General features: G+C 56.8%; 15 protein-coding genes. 7 read left to right on the top strand and 8 right to left on the bottom strand.

All coding sequences use genetic code 11. The features are described from left to right. Positions 1-12 precede the first annotated feature (12 nt). The 6 genes from AC6I6N_RS01765 to AC6I6N_RS01740 form a co-directional block, all read right to left on the bottom strand. Positions 13-861: a PHP domain-containing protein gene (locus tag AC6I6N_RS01765; RefSeq protein ID WP_094196444.1), complete on the bottom strand. Its 849-nt coding sequence runs from the start codon at positions 859-861 to the stop codon at positions 13-15. A gap of 6 nt (positions 862-867) precedes the next feature. Next, a complete protein-coding gene (locus AC6I6N_RS01760; RefSeq protein ID WP_094196443.1) occupies positions 868-1,764 on the bottom strand; it encodes an alpha/beta fold hydrolase in 897 nt (298 codons plus the stop codon). A gap of 121 nt (positions 1,765-1,885) precedes the next feature. Further along, positions 1,886-4,354, bottom strand: coding sequence for a DNA internalization-related competence protein ComEC/Rec2 (locus AC6I6N_RS01755; protein ID WP_497942830.1), 2,469 nt, complete (start codon positions 4,352-4,354; stop codon positions 1,886-1,888). Between the two features lie 409 nt (positions 4,355-4,763). After that, positions 4,764-5,597: a TatD family hydrolase gene (locus tag AC6I6N_RS01750; protein ID WP_125278093.1), complete on the bottom strand. Its 834-nt coding sequence runs from the start codon at positions 5,595-5,597 to the stop codon at positions 4,764-4,766. Between the two features lie 78 nt (positions 5,598-5,675). Further along, positions 5,676-6,389, bottom strand: a complete 714-nt coding sequence (locus AC6I6N_RS01745) for an ABC transporter ATP-binding protein (RefSeq protein WP_108727337.1) — start codon at positions 6,387-6,389, stop codon at positions 5,676-5,678. Beyond that, complete coding sequence (locus AC6I6N_RS01740) at positions 6,382-7,656, bottom strand: lipoprotein-releasing ABC transporter permease subunit (protein WP_094196439.1); 1,275 nt, start codon at positions 7,654-7,656, stop codon at positions 6,382-6,384. Before AC6I6N_RS01740 ends, AC6I6N_RS01745 begins: the two co-directional genes overlap by 8 nt. A gap of 42 nt (positions 7,657-7,698) precedes the next feature. On the opposite strand from AC6I6N_RS01740, the gene AC6I6N_RS01735 reads away from it, so the two are divergent. Then, complete coding sequence (locus AC6I6N_RS01735) at positions 7,699-8,646, top strand: hypothetical protein (protein ID WP_094196438.1); 948 nt, start codon at positions 7,699-7,701, stop codon at positions 8,644-8,646. Then, positions 8,628-10,337, top strand: coding sequence for a single-stranded-DNA-specific exonuclease RecJ (recJ, locus tag AC6I6N_RS01730; RefSeq protein ID WP_346548753.1), 1,710 nt, complete (start codon positions 8,628-8,630; stop codon positions 10,335-10,337). Before AC6I6N_RS01735 ends, recJ begins: the two co-directional genes overlap by 19 nt. Before the next feature lie 58 nt (positions 10,338-10,395). Here the strand turns inward: recJ and AC6I6N_RS01725 are convergent, their stop codons facing one another. After that, positions 10,396-11,310: a DMT family transporter gene (locus AC6I6N_RS01725; protein ID WP_497942823.1), complete on the bottom strand. Its 915-nt coding sequence runs from the start codon at positions 11,308-11,310 to the stop codon at positions 10,396-10,398. A 347-nt stretch (positions 11,311-11,657) separates the two neighbouring features. Here AC6I6N_RS01725 and AC6I6N_RS01720 point away from each other — a divergent pair, with 347 nt between their 5' ends. Further along, complete coding sequence (locus AC6I6N_RS01720; RefSeq protein ID WP_094196435.1) at positions 11,658-12,590, top strand: bile acid:sodium symporter family protein; 933 nt, start codon at positions 11,658-11,660, stop codon at positions 12,588-12,590. 112 nt (positions 12,591-12,702) lie between these two features. Here AC6I6N_RS01720 and AC6I6N_RS01715 read toward each other — a convergent pair whose 3' ends face one another. Continuing rightward, positions 12,703-13,614, bottom strand: a complete 912-nt coding sequence (locus tag AC6I6N_RS01715; protein ID WP_094196434.1) for a DMT family transporter — start codon at positions 13,612-13,614, stop codon at positions 12,703-12,705. Positions 13,615-14,308: 694 nt separating this feature from the next. Here AC6I6N_RS01715 and infA point away from each other — a divergent pair. From infA to AC6I6N_RS01695, 4 genes are all read left to right on the top strand, one after another. Next, the gene (gene infA, locus AC6I6N_RS01710; RefSeq protein ID WP_094196433.1) at positions 14,309-14,581 is read left to right on the top strand and encodes a translation initiation factor IF-1; all 273 of its coding nucleotides are present in this window, start codon (positions 14,309-14,311) and stop codon (positions 14,579-14,581) included. A gap of 110 nt (positions 14,582-14,691) precedes the next feature. Next, positions 14,692-16,401 carry a methyl-accepting chemotaxis protein gene (locus AC6I6N_RS01705; protein WP_497942820.1) on the top strand — a complete coding sequence of 570 codons (1,710 nt, stop codon included), beginning with the start codon at positions 14,692-14,694 and terminating at the stop codon, positions 16,399-16,401. A 111-nt stretch (positions 16,402-16,512) separates the two neighbouring features. Next, positions 16,513-17,617 (top strand): peptide chain release factor 2 gene (gene prfB, locus AC6I6N_RS01700; RefSeq protein WP_123049043.1). Its coding sequence is split into 2 segments (ribosomal slippage): positions 16,513-16,593 and positions 16,595-17,617, totalling 1,104 coding nucleotides; the frame shifts between segments, so codons are not numbered across the junction. A 1-nt stretch (position 17,618) separates the two neighbouring features. Further along, entirely contained in the window at positions 17,619-18,356 is a 738-nt protein-coding gene (locus AC6I6N_RS01695; protein WP_094196432.1) for an SDR family NAD(P)-dependent oxidoreductase, read from the top strand. Positions 18,357-18,363: the final 7 nt, after the last annotated feature.

The raw sequence follows: 18,363 nt of genomic DNA, 5'->3' as shown, positions 1-18,363 counted from the left end.
TCAAGGCTCCTGCTAGAGCCACTCCTGCCAAACGGGTTTCAACCCCGAGGGCAAAGGTGGTAGACCGCCTAAATCCACACGCCCTTCGTTGGGACCATGAAAATCCGACCCACAGGACACTTCAAAACCATAGCGACGTGCTACCTGGGTATACACGCTGTATTCCTGCGGTGTGTGGCTGCCCGTCAGCACCTCAATACCCACGCCGCCCAGTTCTAGAAACTGGGCATATAAGGCATGACTGCGGGTATCGTCCAATTCATACCGTGCGGGGTGAGCAATAATGGCCTTGCCGCCAGACTCGCGTATCCAGCCCACCGCCTCTTCCAGCCTGGCCCAGACCGTTTCTACTGCGGCGGGCTTGCCATCTGCCAGATAGCGGCGAAAGGCTTCATTCATATCAGCGCAATATCCTTTCTGCACCAGGAAACGGGCAAAGTGCGTACGGCTGATCAATTCAGGGTTGGCCGCAAATGGGACGGCCCCTTCATAGGCATCGGGGAAACCCAGATTTGCCAGGCGCTCACCCATTTGACGCGCGCGCTGTCCACGGCCAGCACGCACATCATGCAGCGCCTGCTGTAAGGCAGAATGATCGGGGTCCACCCCCAAACCCACAATATGAATGGTCTTATTTGCCCAAGTGACGGAGATTTCCACCCCATCCACAAAACACATGCCCAGCTCCTCGGCATAGTGCCGGGCCAGTTTCAAGCCACCGATTTCATCATGATCCGTCAGGGCCCACAGTTTCACACCGTTAGCATGCGCACGCGCGGCTAGCTCCGCCGGGCTGAGCACACCATCTGAATAAATGGAATGGCAATGCAAATCAACGGGCAAGCGGGCCTGAACACTCATAAGGGGCTATCCAGCAAGAAAATAGTCGATGGGGTCGATTTGCTCGGCATTGCGCAGCATGGGCGCATGCCCCACATTGGGAATGGTCACCAGTTGCGAATTGGGATTACGCTGCAACATGTCCTGTACCACTTCCGGTTTCAAAAGATCGGACTGTTGGCCGCGTACGATCAGCACCTTGTCAGGCAAACTCTCATAAGCGCCCCACAATAAAGCCTGTGCCGCGTCCAAATCCACGTCCGCCTGGTGAGCAAAGGCAAGCGACAGGCGCAAGTCGTAATGGCGGCGCCATTTGCCTTCATGCTCCACAAACACATGGCGGGACATTTCCGCCCACTCTTGGGCCGAATGCTCGCCAAAGGAAGCCGAAACAGAGCGTACATACTCCACCGCCTGCTCGAACGTATCAAACAGCACGGACTGACCGACGTACTCACTGATGCGTTGCAAGCCTGTCATATCCAGCACCGGGCCTACATCGTTCAGAACGACTCGACCCAAGGGCAATGTCAGTGGCTCGGTACCCAGACCGGGGCCGGGGCGAGCCGGACGCAACAAGGCCGACATCGTTTGCGCTCCGTGTAAGCCCAGGGCAATCAAACCGCCCATGGACGTGCCTACCCAATCCAGTCGCGCCGGTTGCAAACGGGCAATCAGCACCAACATGTCGGCGACGTATTGGGGGATAGCGTAAGCGGTCGGATCAATCAGCCAATCCGAGCGACCACGCCCGACAATATCGGGGGCTACTACGCGGTAGCGTTTGGACAGACGCTGGGCCAATTGATCAAAATCCCGGCCCGTGCGCGTCAAACCATGCACGCACATCAAGACGTGGTCGTTACTTGGATCGCCCCACTCCCAGTACGCCATACGGTGCGTACCCGAGGCACTGGCACACATAAGCCAATTAAGGCGCGGCTCCTGAAGATCAGTTGTCATGAACGCTCAGACCAGAATTTGACGGATAAAGAACCATTGTAGCCCAGCCCGAAGGCTTTACTGTGCCGTTTCTATCCTGCTGTCAGGGTGGCACAGGAGATTGCCAGTAGCGAGCATAGCGATCACGCTCTCCAAAATAATAGAGCGCCGAGGGGCGCGACTCCACCGTCAGGGCACCCCATTGATCAGTACGCAAGAATAAAGCGCCGGACCGTTCCCAACGCGCTTGTACCAACGGATACGGATGGTTAAAGCGGTTCCACCAACCCAATTGAGCAATCGCCAACCCGGCCTGCATCTGTTTGACGAAATGCGCCCCCGAGGACGTGCGGGACCCGTGATGCCCGACCACCACGACATCAATAGGTCCCAAACCTGCCGCCACAATGGCCTGTTCCTGTGCCACGCCCGCATCGCCCAACAGCAAGGCACTGTGTCTGGGGCCTTGGACCTCCAGCACACAGCTAATGGCGTTTTTGTCTTCCTCGCGCCCATAGGCAGCCTTGAAACTGGCCTCGTCAGCAGGCGGCCACCAGAACCGGAAACGTACACCGTCTACCTCCCAGCTCACATCCTGCTCGCAACGCAAGGCCTGCTGCGGGCGCATAGAGGAGCCAGCAGGCACACTCAGTAAACGCTCCTCCCGACTCAAATGAGCGTCCAGGTCAAAGCTGCTATAGGAGCGACCAACCGGCACCGCCGCTAATACGCTGCGCGCTCCACCCACATGGTCCATATCCGCATGAGACAGTACCAGCGTGTCTACCCGCCCTATTCCCTTGGCCTTCAACCAAGGCGCAATGCTGCGCTTGCCCTCATCAGAATCGGGGCCATAGCGGTTTCCAACATCAAATAACAACACCTGACTTCGAGTACGCAGCACCACGGCACTGCCTTGGCCGACATCCAAGGCGAACAGGTCCCAATCCCCTTCCTGCAACAAGGAGGGGCGTAAGGTCAGTGCGGGCAACAACAAAGACAAGCCGCTCAAACGGGACACGAAACCTTTAGGCAAGAGCATCAACAAGACCCCCAGCAAAGCCAGAACCGTCCACGCCCAATGCTGGGCAGGCACGGGCACGCTGGCAAGACTGTGCTCGGCCAACCAGACCGTAGGCTGCATGGTGAAGTCCAACACCGCATGAGCAAAATAGGCGACAGATTCGCACCAGGTCGGCGGGGCCTGCAGCGCCGCCAGAAGCAACAAGAGCAGCACCAAAGGCGTCACAATCGAACCAATCAAGGTGATGGCGTAGGCGTTCGCAGGCAAGGAGGCTAACGAAATCTCATGAAACAAGGGCGCCAGTGCTGGCAATAAAGCTAAAGTGATCAGCACTTGCAGTTGCGTCGCAACCCAGATTCGCCGCCCCCAGCGCTGCCACCACGATCCCGGCTGCGGCACTTGCCCCATCAAATAGCCAAAAGCAAACAGGACGGAAACAGCGGCGAAAGAAAGATAAAAACCCGTGGTCAACCCCGACCACGGATCGTGCAAAACCACACACAGGGCGGCAATCAGCAAGGTACGGCTGGCTCCCAAATGCAATCCCCGAATACGGCAGACGCCCAGCACCAGCAACATCAAAAACGTACGCTGCGCGGGGACGCCCCAGCCCGCTATCACGCAATACGCGCCCGCTGCAGCAATACCTATGTAAGTGGCGGCAACTGGAGCGGGTATCTGTTGGGCCAATACCCAGCGCCCCCAACGAAGCCGTCGCCAGCACCAGGACACGACCGCAGCCAGCAACACGGCCAGGAACGTTACGTGCGTGCCGCTGATGGACACCAAATGCGTCAGCCCAGTGCGATTGAAGATCAGCCAATCCGACGGGGCAATACTGGCCTGATCACCCAAAGACAAGGCCAGCATCACCCCGCCCCAGCGCCTTTCTTGCACATAGGGCCCCAACGTGCCGCGCAAATGGTGACGCAGGCGCTGCGTCCAGGTGGACCAGGACTGCGCCGGATCAAAGGCCAAGCGTTCGGGCTGACCTCGCACACTGCCCACCGCCCGCCAGCCCTGAATCATGGCATGACGTTCCGCATCAAATCCATGGGGATTGCGCGCCCCTTGAGGCGGACGTACTAATAAAGACATACGCCAACGTTGACCGGGCATCAACTCCGGAAAGTGCTGCACAGACGGTTCGCGGTATAAGGACCGATGACCTTGAGCCGCAGTCCAGCGAACCAGAATCTGCTCGGGCAGACCGGGGGGCTGAGAGCGCAAGACCTTGGCTTGAAACTGTCGGTAGTTCGATCCGGCCTGTATCAAGGACTGAATCTCCAGCTCTACCCGGCTGACTTTATTGATATCCGCTGCCGGGACAAATTGAGCAAGTCGATCTTGTATATGCCAAACGCTATAGCCTGCCCCCACACAGGCGAAGACCAACACGTAGAAAAAAGAAAAACGCTGGGCCAGAAAAAGGCTCAAAACAGCGCCACCTAGCCACAGCCAAACAGGAAAAGCAAGATAAGAAGGCTTCAGGAAATGGGTGAATGTTGCTGCAAGCACAAAAGCGGCTAAACACGCACGCCCTATCATGGGCACTGCCCTGTCATCGCGAACTCCATGCAAATCTATAGCGTAGAGTTCAAGGCTGCTTCAGACCGCTGGGAAAAGGACTCTTTGCTCACATCGGCTTATACCCATAGACAAGAAGACCCTCTTAGCTAAAAGATGGACTATGTGCAAAGACACAGGCAAAAGTAGCAAGAAGAAGAGCAGGGAGTTTCACCGCAACCTTAGTGGGCAGAGTTAATGGCAGCGGCCTGCCCTAAATAGAGGCAGCGATAGAACCGGGGGGAATGATGAGGCTGAGGAAAAGGTAAGAAGCGAGAAAGCTAGATGGCTTGAGATGAAGCGATTGGACAAGCAAGCACAAAGTCAGCCTCAAACACCTCAGACTGCAGAAAAACAGCCCCGACAAGCTCAAAAAAAAACTGAATTCAGCCTAAAGCCCTTGGCTAGCTAAAAACGCATCCAGCCGTGGCAAGACTCGTCGTGCTGTCGCCCCGGTCTGGGCAATAACGTCGGCCACGTCCATCCCTCTCAGTTGCGCCAGACTTGCCGCGATGCCCTTCACTTCAGCCGGCTCATTACGAACCGAAGCCAGCGGCGTTCCCGGCTCCACCAGCCAGGACGGCGCCAGATCCGGCGCATCGGTCTCCAGCACCATATCAGCCAGGCTCATGTCCTGCGCCAGACGGCGAATCTGCTTGGCCCGGCCAAAGGTCATGGCCCCGCCAAAACCCAAGGCACAGCCCTGACGTACAAACATCTGCGCCTGCTGCTCGCTCCCGTTAAACGCATGAGCGATTCCGCCTACTCCCGGAAACTGCCGCAGATATTTCAATACCCTATCCTGGGAGCGGCGTACATGCAGAAGTACAGGCAGGCCATAGTGTTGCGCCATGGCCAATTGGGCTTCATACAACCATTCCTGATGACGGCTGGCCTGATCGGTTTTCAGCTCTGGCACAAAGTAATCCAGACCGATTTCACCCAGAGCAACAAAACGCGGATCATCCAGACGCCGCTGGATTTCCTGCTCCAGGGCCTCCAGATCCGCTGCCCCCGCTTTAGGTGTAAACAGGGGATGAATACCCAAGGCATACACACCACCGGGCGCCGCCATGGCTGTCTCGCGGGCGGCCTGAAAATCGAATACCCCTACGGAAGGCACCACAATCGAACAGACGCCCGCCGCACGGGCACGCTCAATGACCTGCTCTCGGTCTTGAGCAAACTCGGGAGCATCCAGATGGCAGTGCGTATCGATAAGCATAGCGAGACTCTCCCCCAAAACCAGGCCGAGCCGACAAGGAACGGGACGCGGCGCGACGGGCCACGTCCTTGCTAGCGATCAAGACCGACGATCGGCCTTGATTTCCTGAGTCAGGTAACCCTTGTCCATGACCAATTGACGATGGGCCAAAGAAGCCAAGGCCTGGTCATGGGTCACGATGACAAACGCCGTGCCGAACTCTTCATTAACCCGGCTTAACAGCTCAAACATGCCCTCAGCGGTGTAACGATCCAGATTACCGGTAGGCTCATCGGCCAGCACGCAGGCAGGTCGTGTCACCAAAGCACGCGCCAAGGCAACCCGCTGGCGTTCGCCCCCAGACAATTGGCCCGGATAGTGATGCACACGCTGCGACAAACCCACTTGCTCCAAAAATTGCTGGGCCTGTTCGCGTGCGTCTGCGCGCTTCATGCGGCGCACGATCAAAGGCATGGCCACATTATCGAGCGCATCAAACTCAGGCAACAGGTGGTGGAACTGGTACACAAAGCCCAACACTTTGTTGCGCAAGTGACTGCGCTCGCTTTCATTCAAGCTTTCCGTCTGGGTGCCGTTGACCTCGATGCTGCCTGTATTGGGTTTGTCCAGCAGACCCAACGCATGCAGCAAGGTACTTTTACCCGAGCCGGAAGCACCAATAATGGCCACCATCTCGCCACGGCACACTTCCAGATTTACCCCGGAAAGCACGTGGATGGTATTGCCGCCTTCCTCGTACTGGACGCTGACATCACGGGCGCGCAAGACGGTTGGAGCGATAAGATCAGTCATGGCGCAGTACCTGTGCAGGTTGAAGCTTGGACGCACGCCAGCTTGGGTACAGCGTGGCCAGAAAGGACAGAACCAAAGAAACGATGGCAATCAGCACAATGTCGTAGACCTGCGGATTGGACGGCAGCTCGCTGATGAAGTAGATCTGCTGAGGCAGGAATTTACGGCCCATCAGGTTTTCAATAAAGGGCACGATGACGTCAATATTGTAGGCAATCAAGGTGCCCAAACCGACGCCCAGCAAGGTGCCCACCACGCCAATCAAGGCCCCTTGCACCAGGAAAATACGGGCAATCTCACTGGGGGTAGCACCAATCGTGCGCAAAATCGCAATATCCGACTGTTTGTCTTTTACCGCCATTACCAGCGAGGACAGCAGGTTGAACGCGGCCACGGCCACAATCAGCGCCAGGATCAGAAACATCATGCGTTTTTCAGTTTGAACGGCGGCAAACCACGTGCGATTATTGGCTGTCCAGTCGGACACCAGCACGTTACGCGGCATTTTGCTGGCCAACTCCTGAGCCACCATCGGCGCCTGCTGCATGTCTTTGATACGCAGACGCACGCCGCTATTGCCGCTGTCGCGGAAAATCTTGGAAGCGTCTTCCACGTTTACAAAAGCCAGGCTGGCATCGTATTCGTAATAGCCGGAAGAAAACACGCCGCTTACTGTGAACTGGCGCATGCGGGGCGAAAAACCGGCCGGTGAGATCGATCCTTGCGGGGCCATCAGCATGACCGTATCGCCCGTGTTGACACGCAACTGATTGGCCAACTGCTCTCCCAACACAATGCCGAACGTGCCTGGCTGCAGACTTTCAAGTCTGCCCACCACCATTTGCTGGGCCAGCTCGGACACCTTGCTTTCCTGGTCAGGCTCAATGCCACGGACCTGCACACCCATCAATTGATTGCTGCGCACCAGCATGCCCTGCCCGGCCACATAAGGGGCCGAGCCCACCACCGCCGGATTGGTCTGGGCGTTTTGGGCCAGCGTTTTCCATTCATTCAACACTTGTTGATGGTCTGCATTGCGCACAATCAATTCAATATGCGGCAAGACCGACAGCATGCGATCGCGCACCTGAGTCTGAAAACCGTTCATGACAGACAGCACCACAATCAGCGCGGCAACACCTAAGGCAATCCCCGCCATTGAGCTGCCCGCAATAAAGGAGACGAAACGGTCTTTTCGTCCCCCACGCCGTTTGCGACCCTTAGCCAGGCCGGCATACCGCGCCCCAATCCAAAATTCGTATCCCATGCGAGCTGCTATCGCCTCAAAGAAAACACTACAATCGCTATCATGCAGATCGTAATCAACGGTGCGCTGCCGGAACCGGCCATCGCGCGCGAACTCATCAAACACTTGCCCCAGACGGCCCCTTCACTGGTTCAGTTACTCACTCAGGGCAAGGGGACGCTGTCGGTACGTGATCCGTCCGAGGACCTGTGCACGCCAGCACAATCCTGGCTTTTGCACGCCCATCACTTTACGGCGCACCAAGCCCAGCATCTTAGCGCAGGTCTGGCCCCTTTGCGGCTACGCCAGTTGAAACAAATCCACTCAGTGGCACCGGACCAAGCGGTCTGGCTGGCAGAGCTGGTTCACATCGCCCCTTCTCGCGAGGGCGCCATGCTGATACCGGCGCCACAGCTGACCTTGTCCGAGTCCTATAGTCGGGCCCTGCTGGCGGCTATTGGCCCCTATCTTGAGGACACCGGCTTTCAGTTCGAGTACGTTAGCCCCGAGTTATGGCGCGTCACTCCACCGGCTGATTTTACGGTGCATGCGGCCTCTACAGAATTGGTCAGCCAAAGCAATTTGAATAATTGGTGGACACAGGATGTGCAAACCCGCCCCTGGCGTCGCCTGATCAATGAGTTCCAGATGCTGACCTTTGCGCTCCCGGACAATCAGGAACGCGAACAGGCGGGCCTGCCCAATGTGAACAGCTTGTGGCTGTTTGGCGGAGCCACCTCTCAACAGCTAGGCCCCGAGCCTGCCGGGCTGCGCATTATTGATGATTTGCAAGACAGCCTGATACGACAAGACTGGGGGCTTTGGCTGCAACAACTGGCCGAGCTGGATCGTACCGTGCTCGCCCCCCTCACGGCAGGGCCCATGCCTGAGCTGGTGCTGACCGGACTGGACCGCTACGCTCACGTCGGTCCTGCCTCGCGCCGTCTCTGGCCTCTGTCCCTGTTCAAACAAACCTCTAACTGGAGTCAGTGGTGGTCACCCCTATCCTGAAAAACCGTCCCGCCCAAGAAGCCGCCAGCCAAGCCCTGAAGCAGGCCGGGATTCACGATTTAATGGCCCGCTTGCTGGCCTCTCGAGGTGTGACCGATGCCGCCCAGATCGATCCGGCCTGGCGCAACATGATTCCGCCCAATATGCTGACCCAGGCGCGTGAAGCCGCCGTCTTGCTGGCCGATGCCATTGCCCGTCGGGATCGCATGCTGATCATTGCCGACTACGACTGTGACGGCGCTACCGCCTGTGCCGTGGGCCTGCGTGCACTTCGCAGCATGGGCGCTGTCGTGGACTTTCTGGTGCCAAACCGCTTTGAAACCGGCTATGGCTTATCACCCGCCGTGGTGGAACTGGCTGAGCAACACCCCTCGGGCAAGCCGGATCTGCTGATTACGGTGGATAACGGCATTGCCAGTATTGATGGCGTGCAAGCCGCCCATATGGCGGGTATGAAAGTTCTGGTCACAGACCATCACTTGCCTGGTGATGAATTGCCCGATGCTCTGGCGATTGTGAACCCCAATCAGCCCGGCTGTGAATTCCCCTCCAAGAACCTGGCCGGTGTGGGCGTTATTTTTTACCTGATGCTGGCTTTGCGTGCCGAGCTGCGCCAGCGCGGAGTGTATGAAGCCAACGCCGGCCCACGCCTGAACGAGCTGGCTGATCTGGTCGCCCTGGGTACTGTGGCCGACGTGGTCAGCCTGGATGCCAACAACCGCCTGATCGTCACTCAAGGGCTGGAGCGCATGCGCAAGGGCCAGATGCAAGCCGGACTGCGCGCCCTGTTCCAAGTTGCAGGCCGCGATCCGCGTCAGGCCAGTGCCTTTGATCTGGGTTTTGCCTTGGGCCCACGCATCAACGCCGCTGGTCGACTGGCCGATATGGCCTTGGGCATACGCTGCCTGATCACGGACGACGAGGATGAAGCCGCCAATCTGGCCCGCGAACTGGAAGAAATGAACCAGGATCGCCGCTCGATTGAGCAGTCCATGCGCGAAGAGGCGCTACGCGCGGCCGAGCTGGCTGAACCGGACACCAGTGCCACGGTGTGCGTGTTTCACCCGGAATGGCATCAAGGCATCGTCGGACTGGTCGCCTCACGTCTGAAAGAGAAATACTGGCGCCCTACCCTGGCCTTTGCCCAAGGTGACGAAGGCGAGATCAAAGGTTCGGGCCGTTCTATTCCCGACGTGCATCTGCGCGATGCGCTGGACTTGGTCTCCAAACGCTATCCCGGTCTGATTCTGAAGTTTGGTGGTCACGCCATGGCAGCCGGCCTGACCATTGAAGAGGACAATTACGATGTATTCGTACAGGCTTTTGAGGAAGCAGTGCAGGAGCTGACAGGCCGCTTTCAATTTGACCCCATCATCGAAACCGACGGTTCGCTGGAACCTGAACACATCAATATTACGGTGGCGGGCATATTGCAAAAACAAGTCTGGGGTGCAGGTTTTCCAGCGCCAGTATTCCGTGACCGGTTCTTTGTGCGCCAGCAGCGCCTGCTGAAAAACAAGCATTTGAAACTGAGCCTGGAGCGTAACGGCGAATACTTCGATGCCATTTGGTTCAATCGCGATACCTTGCTGCCTGAAAATATCGAAGCCGCCTATCGCCTGGATCAGAACGAATGGAATGGGAATGTCAGCGTGCAATTCATTATTGAATTTGCTCAGGGACAAGACTAGGCCTTATCGCTTCCACCAATATTTCTCTTCCTGAACCGCTGCTTATGCAGCGGTTTTTTTACGATTTCACCCGAGCCGGCAAAGTCGCCAACACCAAGCCCGCCAAAGCCAGGATGAAAGCGTATACATGCACGGTGGTAAAGCTCTCGCCCAGCACCAGCACACCCACTGCCGCCGTGCCTAAAGGCATCAAAACCATAAATACGGCGGCTTGCGAAGCAGGCACGGAACGCACACCCGTCATCCACAGCCAAACCGTCCAGACACTGGCGGCCAGGGAATAAAACACCAGCAAAGGCCAGATCCAGCCTGCCGGTGCTGTGAAATCAAAATCCCAGGCGGCGTATAAGCCTAGCGGCGTAATCAGGGCCAGACTGCACAGATTGATAATGGCGCTGATACGCTTGGGGCTAAGCACAGCGGTCAAACGCTTGCCAATGACGGCATAGGCTGATTCGCACACGACGGCACAAAAGATCAGTGCATTGCCCAACCACATTTTCCCCGTATCCAGTTGATCCACACCGTGGTCATCAGCCTGCACCAAAGCGAGCAAGGCAATACCGCCCATACCCAGGGCCAGCGATGCCCACGTACGCGGGCCTATGCTTTCTTTCAGAAAATACCAACTAAACAAGGCCACCATGCCGGGGATAGCTGACAAGATCACGCCTGCCGACACCGCGCTGGTCATGCTGATGCCCGTCACCATGCACAGGGTGAACAGAAAATTGCCCAGGAAAGACTCCAGAAAGATCAAGCCACGGGTGCGCAAATCCAACGTGGGTTCATTCGCGGGTTTACGTAGCCAGCGCAGCATCGCTAACCCACCAATCCCAAAGCGCAACCAAGCCAACAAGAACACCGGCAGTGCCGTCACCAAGGGCCGAGTCAAGGCGATATAACTGCCTACCAAAGACATGGACAAGGCCAAACAGGCGTAAGCCGCCAGACGTGATCCCGCTCTATTCACCCACCTTCTCCCAATACACACATTTGCAAGCAAGCTAATCAAAATACCCTGGTGACCAGGGTCTACAATACGCTCGAGCCCGGCCTTCCAGGATAAAAAAACATGGCCTGCCATGTTGCCCGTTTCGCCCACCACCCCCTGTACAACTGACCTTACCCAGATCTGCCCGTACAGCCCCGTGCTGCCAGCGCTTTATCCCACCCTACCGGAAAGTCGTATCGCCAGTCCTTAAGCAGGTCTGCGATGGACGGTCTACACCTGGCCCGCCCCATGCTGCTCCCCATAACAGACTAATCCGCACCACGCCGGCCTACCGGCCTGCCGTGCTCCTTGAAGGATATTTCATCATGCAGGCTATCGCCCGCCTGAGCCGTTTTGTTGGCAATACCTTTGCCATCTGGGTTCTACTGTTTGCCATTTTGGCCTTTTACTTTCCCGACCACTACCGCTGGTTAGGCGCTTATATTGTTCCACTTCTGGGCATCATCATGTTCGGTATGGGGCTGACTTTATCGCGCCAGGACTTCGCTGAGGTGTTCGTACGCCCGGGCCGAGTGGCTGTGGGTGTTCTGGGTCAATTCCTCATCATGCCCGTCTTGGCCTGGTCCCTGGCCTATGCGTTTTCCTTGCCGCCCGAATTAGCGATTGGCGTCATTCTGGTTGGCTGCTGCCCTGGCGGGACCTCATCCAACGTAATGACCTTCCTGGCACGTGGTGACCTGGCCCTGTCGGTTGCCATTACCTCGGTCTCCACTTTGCTGGCGCCTATCGTCACCCCCGCCCTGATTTACATGCTGGCCAGCCAATGGCTGGAGGTCAGCGCCTCGGCCATGTTCTGGTCCATTGTTCAGGTCGTGATTCTGCCCATTGCCCTGGGTGTTATTGTGCAGTCCCTGCTGGGCGAAAAAATCAAAGCGGGCGTGGCTGCCCTGCCCCTGGTCTCTGTCGTGGCAATTGTGGCTATCGTAGCTGCGGTTGTAGCCGGCAACCAGGCCAAGATTGCGACCAGCGGCCTGCTGGTATTTTCGGTCGTTGTCGTGCATAACACCCTAGGCTACATACTGGGCTATGTACTGGCCCGCCTGAGCGGCATGCCGTTGCCACAACGCAAAACCCTGGCAATTGAAGTAGGCATGCAAAATTCCGGTCTAGGCGTAGCTCTAGCCAGTGCCCACTTCTCGCCTCTGGCCGCCGTGCCCAGCGCCATTTTCAGTGTCTGGCACAATATTTCCGGTCCTTTGGTCGCGACGATTTTCCGCCGCATGGGTAATGGCAAGTAACCCTCTGCTGGCACGTTCAAGAACTTGAACCCGAGCCTACAAAGTAAAAAAGGACGCTCTACCGGGCGTCCTTTTTTCGCTGGAGCCCCCCAATACCAGGTGCTCTCAGGCCTTAGCTTTTACGTGACGATACATAAATTCCGCCCACAATCAGAAGGAACGCCGCGCCGTGGTAAAGCTTGGGGGTATCGCCCAGAATAAAAACGGACATCAAGGCCGCAAATACCGGCATCAGGTTCACGAAAAAACCGGCGGTTGCGGCACCGACTCGTTGGACAGCCACCCCCCAGCAGCGCAAGGCAATCAAGGCGGGACCGGTGCCCACATACAAAATAGCCAGCAGTAAGCCCCAAGACCAATCGATATGCCAGTCCGTGAATGTCCACTCCATGGCGGCAAATGCACCGGACCAGATCAAGCCAAAAAACACCTGCGCCATCACGACGGTGGCCCATGTCTGTGCGATGACACCCTCATGGCGACGCGTACTGAGCATCCAGCTATAGATCGCCCAGGCAATGGTGGCGATCACCATATAGACATCGCCCGGCACAAAACGGAAGGCCATCAGCTCTTGCCAATCCGCGCGAGTCAATACCAGAACCACGCCCAGCAAAGACATCAAACCACCGACCAGTTGCCGCCCATTGACTGTAGATTTGAAAAACAGGCGGCCGATCACCAGCATCCAGAACGGCAAGCTGGCATTGACCAGCGTCACGTTAATGGGGGAGGAACTTTGCAGTGCCAGATATTGCAAAGCGTTATAGATCCCTATGCCCAGCAAACCCAAAATGGAGTAGCGTTTCCAGTTGGCCCACAAATTGCTGCCGCGTCGCAGCACTTGCCGTCCCACAAAAAGCAAGATGGTGAACGCCACCAACCAACGAAAAAAATTCAGGGTAATAGGCGGCACCTGATCATGAATCAAGCGTCCGACGATGGCGTTACTGGCCCACAAAATCGTAGGTAAAACCAGTAAAGCCGTCGTGCCAGGGGTCAGTTTCTGAGTGCTCACAAGCATGTCCTAAAAAACGGCAACGGCGCGTGTGATCCCTGCTCAGGTCAACACGGCGCCGCTACGATGGGGCTAGTATATAGGCAAGCATGCCCTGCCCTCTACGCCTTTACCCGCCTGCTTGTGACCATGCAGGCTGGTCAATCTTTGACCAATCCATAAATATTATTTATAATCATACAATTGTCACGTCATGGCGCTGATTGAGTTTTATTGGCCCATCCCATCCACGCTCGTCTGGCTTTGACAACATCAGATGCAGCTACCCAGGGTAAATCGACCTTGAAACACCCCCACTTTTGGGAATAAAGCTTGACCCGATCAAGCGCCCCAAGTGCATTACTTGGCACCACAACCAGCACTCTTAACCGCAAGGGACTGTCCCGCGCGTCGTTATGCAGGTCTACGTTTCTGGCAAGTATTCGTGTTTTTGCCCGTTTTTCAGGTAGGCAGACCCTGTCTGCCCTGGCCGGTTCTTCCCACGAACGGCGGGCGTGTTTTCAATTTGATCAACCCGACCCTGTCTGGAACCCAACCGTTCTGACAGACACAGATTCACCTCAATTTTCATGGGCCTAGCGCAAGGCTGGACACCAGACACCGTTTGTACGGTTTGTCGGTCTGCCTGGTTGCTACGCCCGTCCCCGTCCCGCCCAGCAGGGCCTGACGGGAATCATTATTTTTAAAGGAGTCCCGATTTATGGCCAAAGAAGAGCTACTTGAAATGCAAGGTTCCGTCACCGAAATCCTGCCTGACTCACGCTTTCGTGTCACCCTGGACAACGGTCACGCCGTTATCGCCTACACGGGCGGCAAAATGCGCAAGCACCACATCCGTATTCTGGCTGGCGACAGCGTCACCCTGGAAATGTCGCCCTACGACCTGAGCAAAGGTCGCATCATTTTCCGCCACTTGCCCAAGCGTGTTGGCGCCCCGACCTCTGCCCCTCGCCGCCCCCCCCACCGTCGTTAAGACATAGCGCCACACCCCTGTCACAATCAGATGCAAAGATAGGTGCGCCTGACAGGGGTGCGACAAGAGCATCAGCGCTTGGGTGCACCCCACTCTTTGTGGGAGTCGCCTTGAAAAAACTACTGACGCTCAAAACCGGCTTTATCGCCTACTTTGCAACCCTGAGCCTGTTTTTAGTCCTGATGCTGATTGCCCTGCAGCACCTGAGCAACAGCATCGAACAACGCAAGCACCTGGAAGCCCAGCGCCACGACACCACGGCGCTTAGCAAAGACTTCAAACGCATCAGCGAATTGCTCAGCCGTCAGGCCATCGCCTTTGTCTCCAGCGAGCAAATTGAATTTCAGGATAACTTCCGCCGTCTGCTGGCGGTGTTTACCGGTGCCCAAGCCGATCAGGAAGGGGTCACCTTAGCAATGCTGGACCGTTTCAGGGATCTGGAGCTGGAGCCGGCTGAGCAGGATTTGCTGCGCTCTGCCTATGAACAGACCCTGACCCTTAGTCAGGTTCAGTCCGAGGCCATTCAAACGGCCAGTGGCCAGTTTGAAGATGACAACGGCACGATCCGCATTGCCTTGCCCAATGCCTTGATGGCCAAAGTGCTGGTGTTCAGCCAGCAATACATTCAAGCCTCCGCCCAAATCACACACACACTGGATGAATTCGAGCATCAATTCAGCGAACGCCTGGACCGTTCTCTGGATCTGGCTGGCCGCAGCAGCGATCGTGCTTTCAGCCTTGCACTGGCCGCTCTGGCTCTGTTTTTCATCGCCAGCTCAGCGGCCCTGCGCTTGCTCTATCGCTCCATCAAACACCCCCTGGATCAAGGCGCAAATCTGGCCAAGGAACTGGCCAAGGGTAAACTCAACGCCCAGCTCAACGTCCGTCGTCACGACGAGTTCGGCACCTTGTTAAGCGCCCTGAACGGAATTGGGCAGGGCGTGCAAACCGTCGTACATCAGATCCGTGAACAAACTGGCCTGATCCGCGATGGCTCAACAGCAATTGTGTCGGCAAGCCATAACCTGGGCGAACAAATTCTAGAGCAGTCCACTGAGCTGAACCAAACGGTCAAAACCATGAATCAACTGGCCGATACCGTCAGACAGAACGCCAAACAGGCCCGAACGGCCGACCAACTGGCTCAAGACACGTCCAGTCAGGTCGCACAGGGCAACCAGGCCGCCCAAAACTTGCTCGATACCATCAACGCCATTGCCGACAGCTCACACAAAATGAGCGAGATCACCAAGCTGATCCGCAGCATTGCCTTCCAGACCAATATTCTGGCCCTGAATGCTGCCGTGGAAGCCGCCCGAGCGGGTGTGCACGGTCATGGCTTTGCGGTGGTTGCCGCTGAAGTGCGTAATTTGGCTTTGCGCTCCACCGATGCCTTGCAACAGGTTTCCACCTTAATTTCCAGCTCGGTCGAACAAACCGAACAAAGCTCGGCGGCCGCGCGCGGCATGGCGCAGGTCATGGCCAGCACACAAGACAAAGTCAATGAAATGCGCAGTATTGTGGCCGATATTGCCCAGGCCTCTCAGGATCAGGCGACACATATCGAATACGTAAACCAGGTCATGACGCGTCTGGACCAGCAAGGTCAGTCCAACCGCCAACTGCTTGAACACAGTGCCCACACGGCCCAGGAGCAGTTGGAACAAACGACGTTTCTAGCCCAGGTGGTGGCCCATTTCAGCCTGGATAGCGATCTTGCTGAACCCTCCGCCCCCACTGTGCCCACCCTCTCACACCGACCTTCCTATCAATCTGCGTCCACCTATCGCACCGCTGCTTGCACAATGTCCAGTTCGTGAGCGGCCAATACGTGCCATAGACCTCCGATAAGGGTAAAATCGGAAGTTTGCCGCGCGCCGCCCTGCTGGCTGGCGCGGATGGCACCTCAAATATAGGAAAGCCGCTGAATCATGGAATCGGAACGACTTAATCAACTGGAAGCCCGCCTTGCCGATTATTCGGAGCGGGAAAATGCCTTACGGAGGTATCTTTGACTACGATGACAAAGCGCATCGTTTGCACGTAGTCAATGCCGAACTCGAGGACCCCAACGTCTGGAACGACCCTCAACACGCCCAGGATCTGGGCCGCGAAAAGAAAAGCCTGGAAAACGTGGTGCATGTGCTGGACGCCTTGCACACGGGCCTGAAAGATTCACAGGATCTGTTTGAGCTTGCCGCGATGGACGATGACGATGCCACCATCGCCGCCATCGAGGAAGATTGTGCCGCCATGGCCAGCCGTATTGAAGAGCTGGAATTTCGCCGCATGTTCTCCAACCCTGCCGATCCGCTCAATTGCTTTATGGATATTCAGGCCGGTGCGGGTGGTACCGAAGCCCAGGACTGGGCCTCCATGCTGCTGCGCATGTATGTGCGCTATGCCGAACACAAAGGCTTCAAGGCTGAAATCCTGGAACAGTCTGACGGTGACGTTGCCGGTATCAAATCGGCCACCATCAAGATTGAAGGCGATTACGCCTACGGCTTTTTGCGCACTGAAACCGGCGTGCATCGTCTGGTTCGCAAAAGCCCTTTCGACTCGTCCAACGGCCGTCACACCTCGTTCACCAGCGTATTCGTCTACCCGGAAATCGATGATTCCTTTGAAGTGGAAATCAATCCGGCCGACTTGCGTATCGACACCTACCGTGCCAGTGGTGCGGGGGGTCAGCACATTAACAAAACCGACTCGGCCGTTCGTATTACACACGAACCCAGCGGTATTGTGGTGCAGTGTCAGAACGACCGCTCGCAGCACCGTAACCGTGCTGAAGCCATGCAAATGCTGAAATCGCGTCTGTACGAGCTGGAAATGCGCAACCGCATGGCCGAGCAGCAGAAGCTAGAAGACTCCAAGAGCGATGTGGGTTGGGGCCATCAGATCCGTTCCTACGTGCTGGACCAAAGCCGCATCAAGGACTTGCGTACCAACTACGAAAGCTCCAATACCCAGAAGATTCTGGATGGCGACCTGGATGCCTTTATTCAAGCCAGCCTGAAACAAGGGATTTAATATGCACACTTCCACGCTGACTGTTCTAAGCGGTGCCTCTCGCGGTCTGGGCTTGTCCCTGGCGCGTCAGGCGCTGGCTGCTGGCCATCAGTTGATCACTCTGGCCCGCAGCGAACTGCAACTGGATGCGCCCCAAGGGGCTCATCAGCATCTGCAAGTGGATCTGGCCAGCGCGGAAGGCGCACAAGAAGCTGCCAAGGCCCTGCAAGCCTTGATCAGCCAGACACAGGCTCAACGCTACGTCCTCATTAATAATGCAGGCACGGTTGATCCCGTTGGGCAGGCCAGCCACCTGCTCGATGCCCAGGCCATTACACAGGCGCTGCAATTGAATGTCGCCAGTGTCATGAGCCTGACCGCCGCCTTTTTGCAAGGCGCCCCCAAGGATGCCCAGCGCCAGGTGCTCAATATCTCCTCGGGTGCTGGCCGCAAGCCCGTTTCGGGCTGGGCCGTGTATGGCTCCAGCAAGGCAGCACTGGATTTCTATACGCAAACCCTGAAACTGGAAAATCCCGAGCTGGCCGTTTGCTCTCTGGCTCCGGGCGTGGTCGATACCGATATGCAAGGCCATATCCGTAGCCAGTCCCGCGATCAGTTCCCGAACCTGAGCCGCTTTATCGACCTGCATCAGCAAGGCCAGCTAAGCAGCCCGGACGATACCGCAGAGCGAATTTTGCGCCACCTGAACAGCCCGGAGTTTGGCCAGCACGTCCTGGACGACATCCGCCACTACGAATAAGTACTGA

The organism is Alcaligenes sp. LTN-3 (assembly GCF_059735605.1).
Note: the sequence above shows the minus strand (reverse complement) of the source record. Positions and strands in the feature narration are given on the sequence as shown.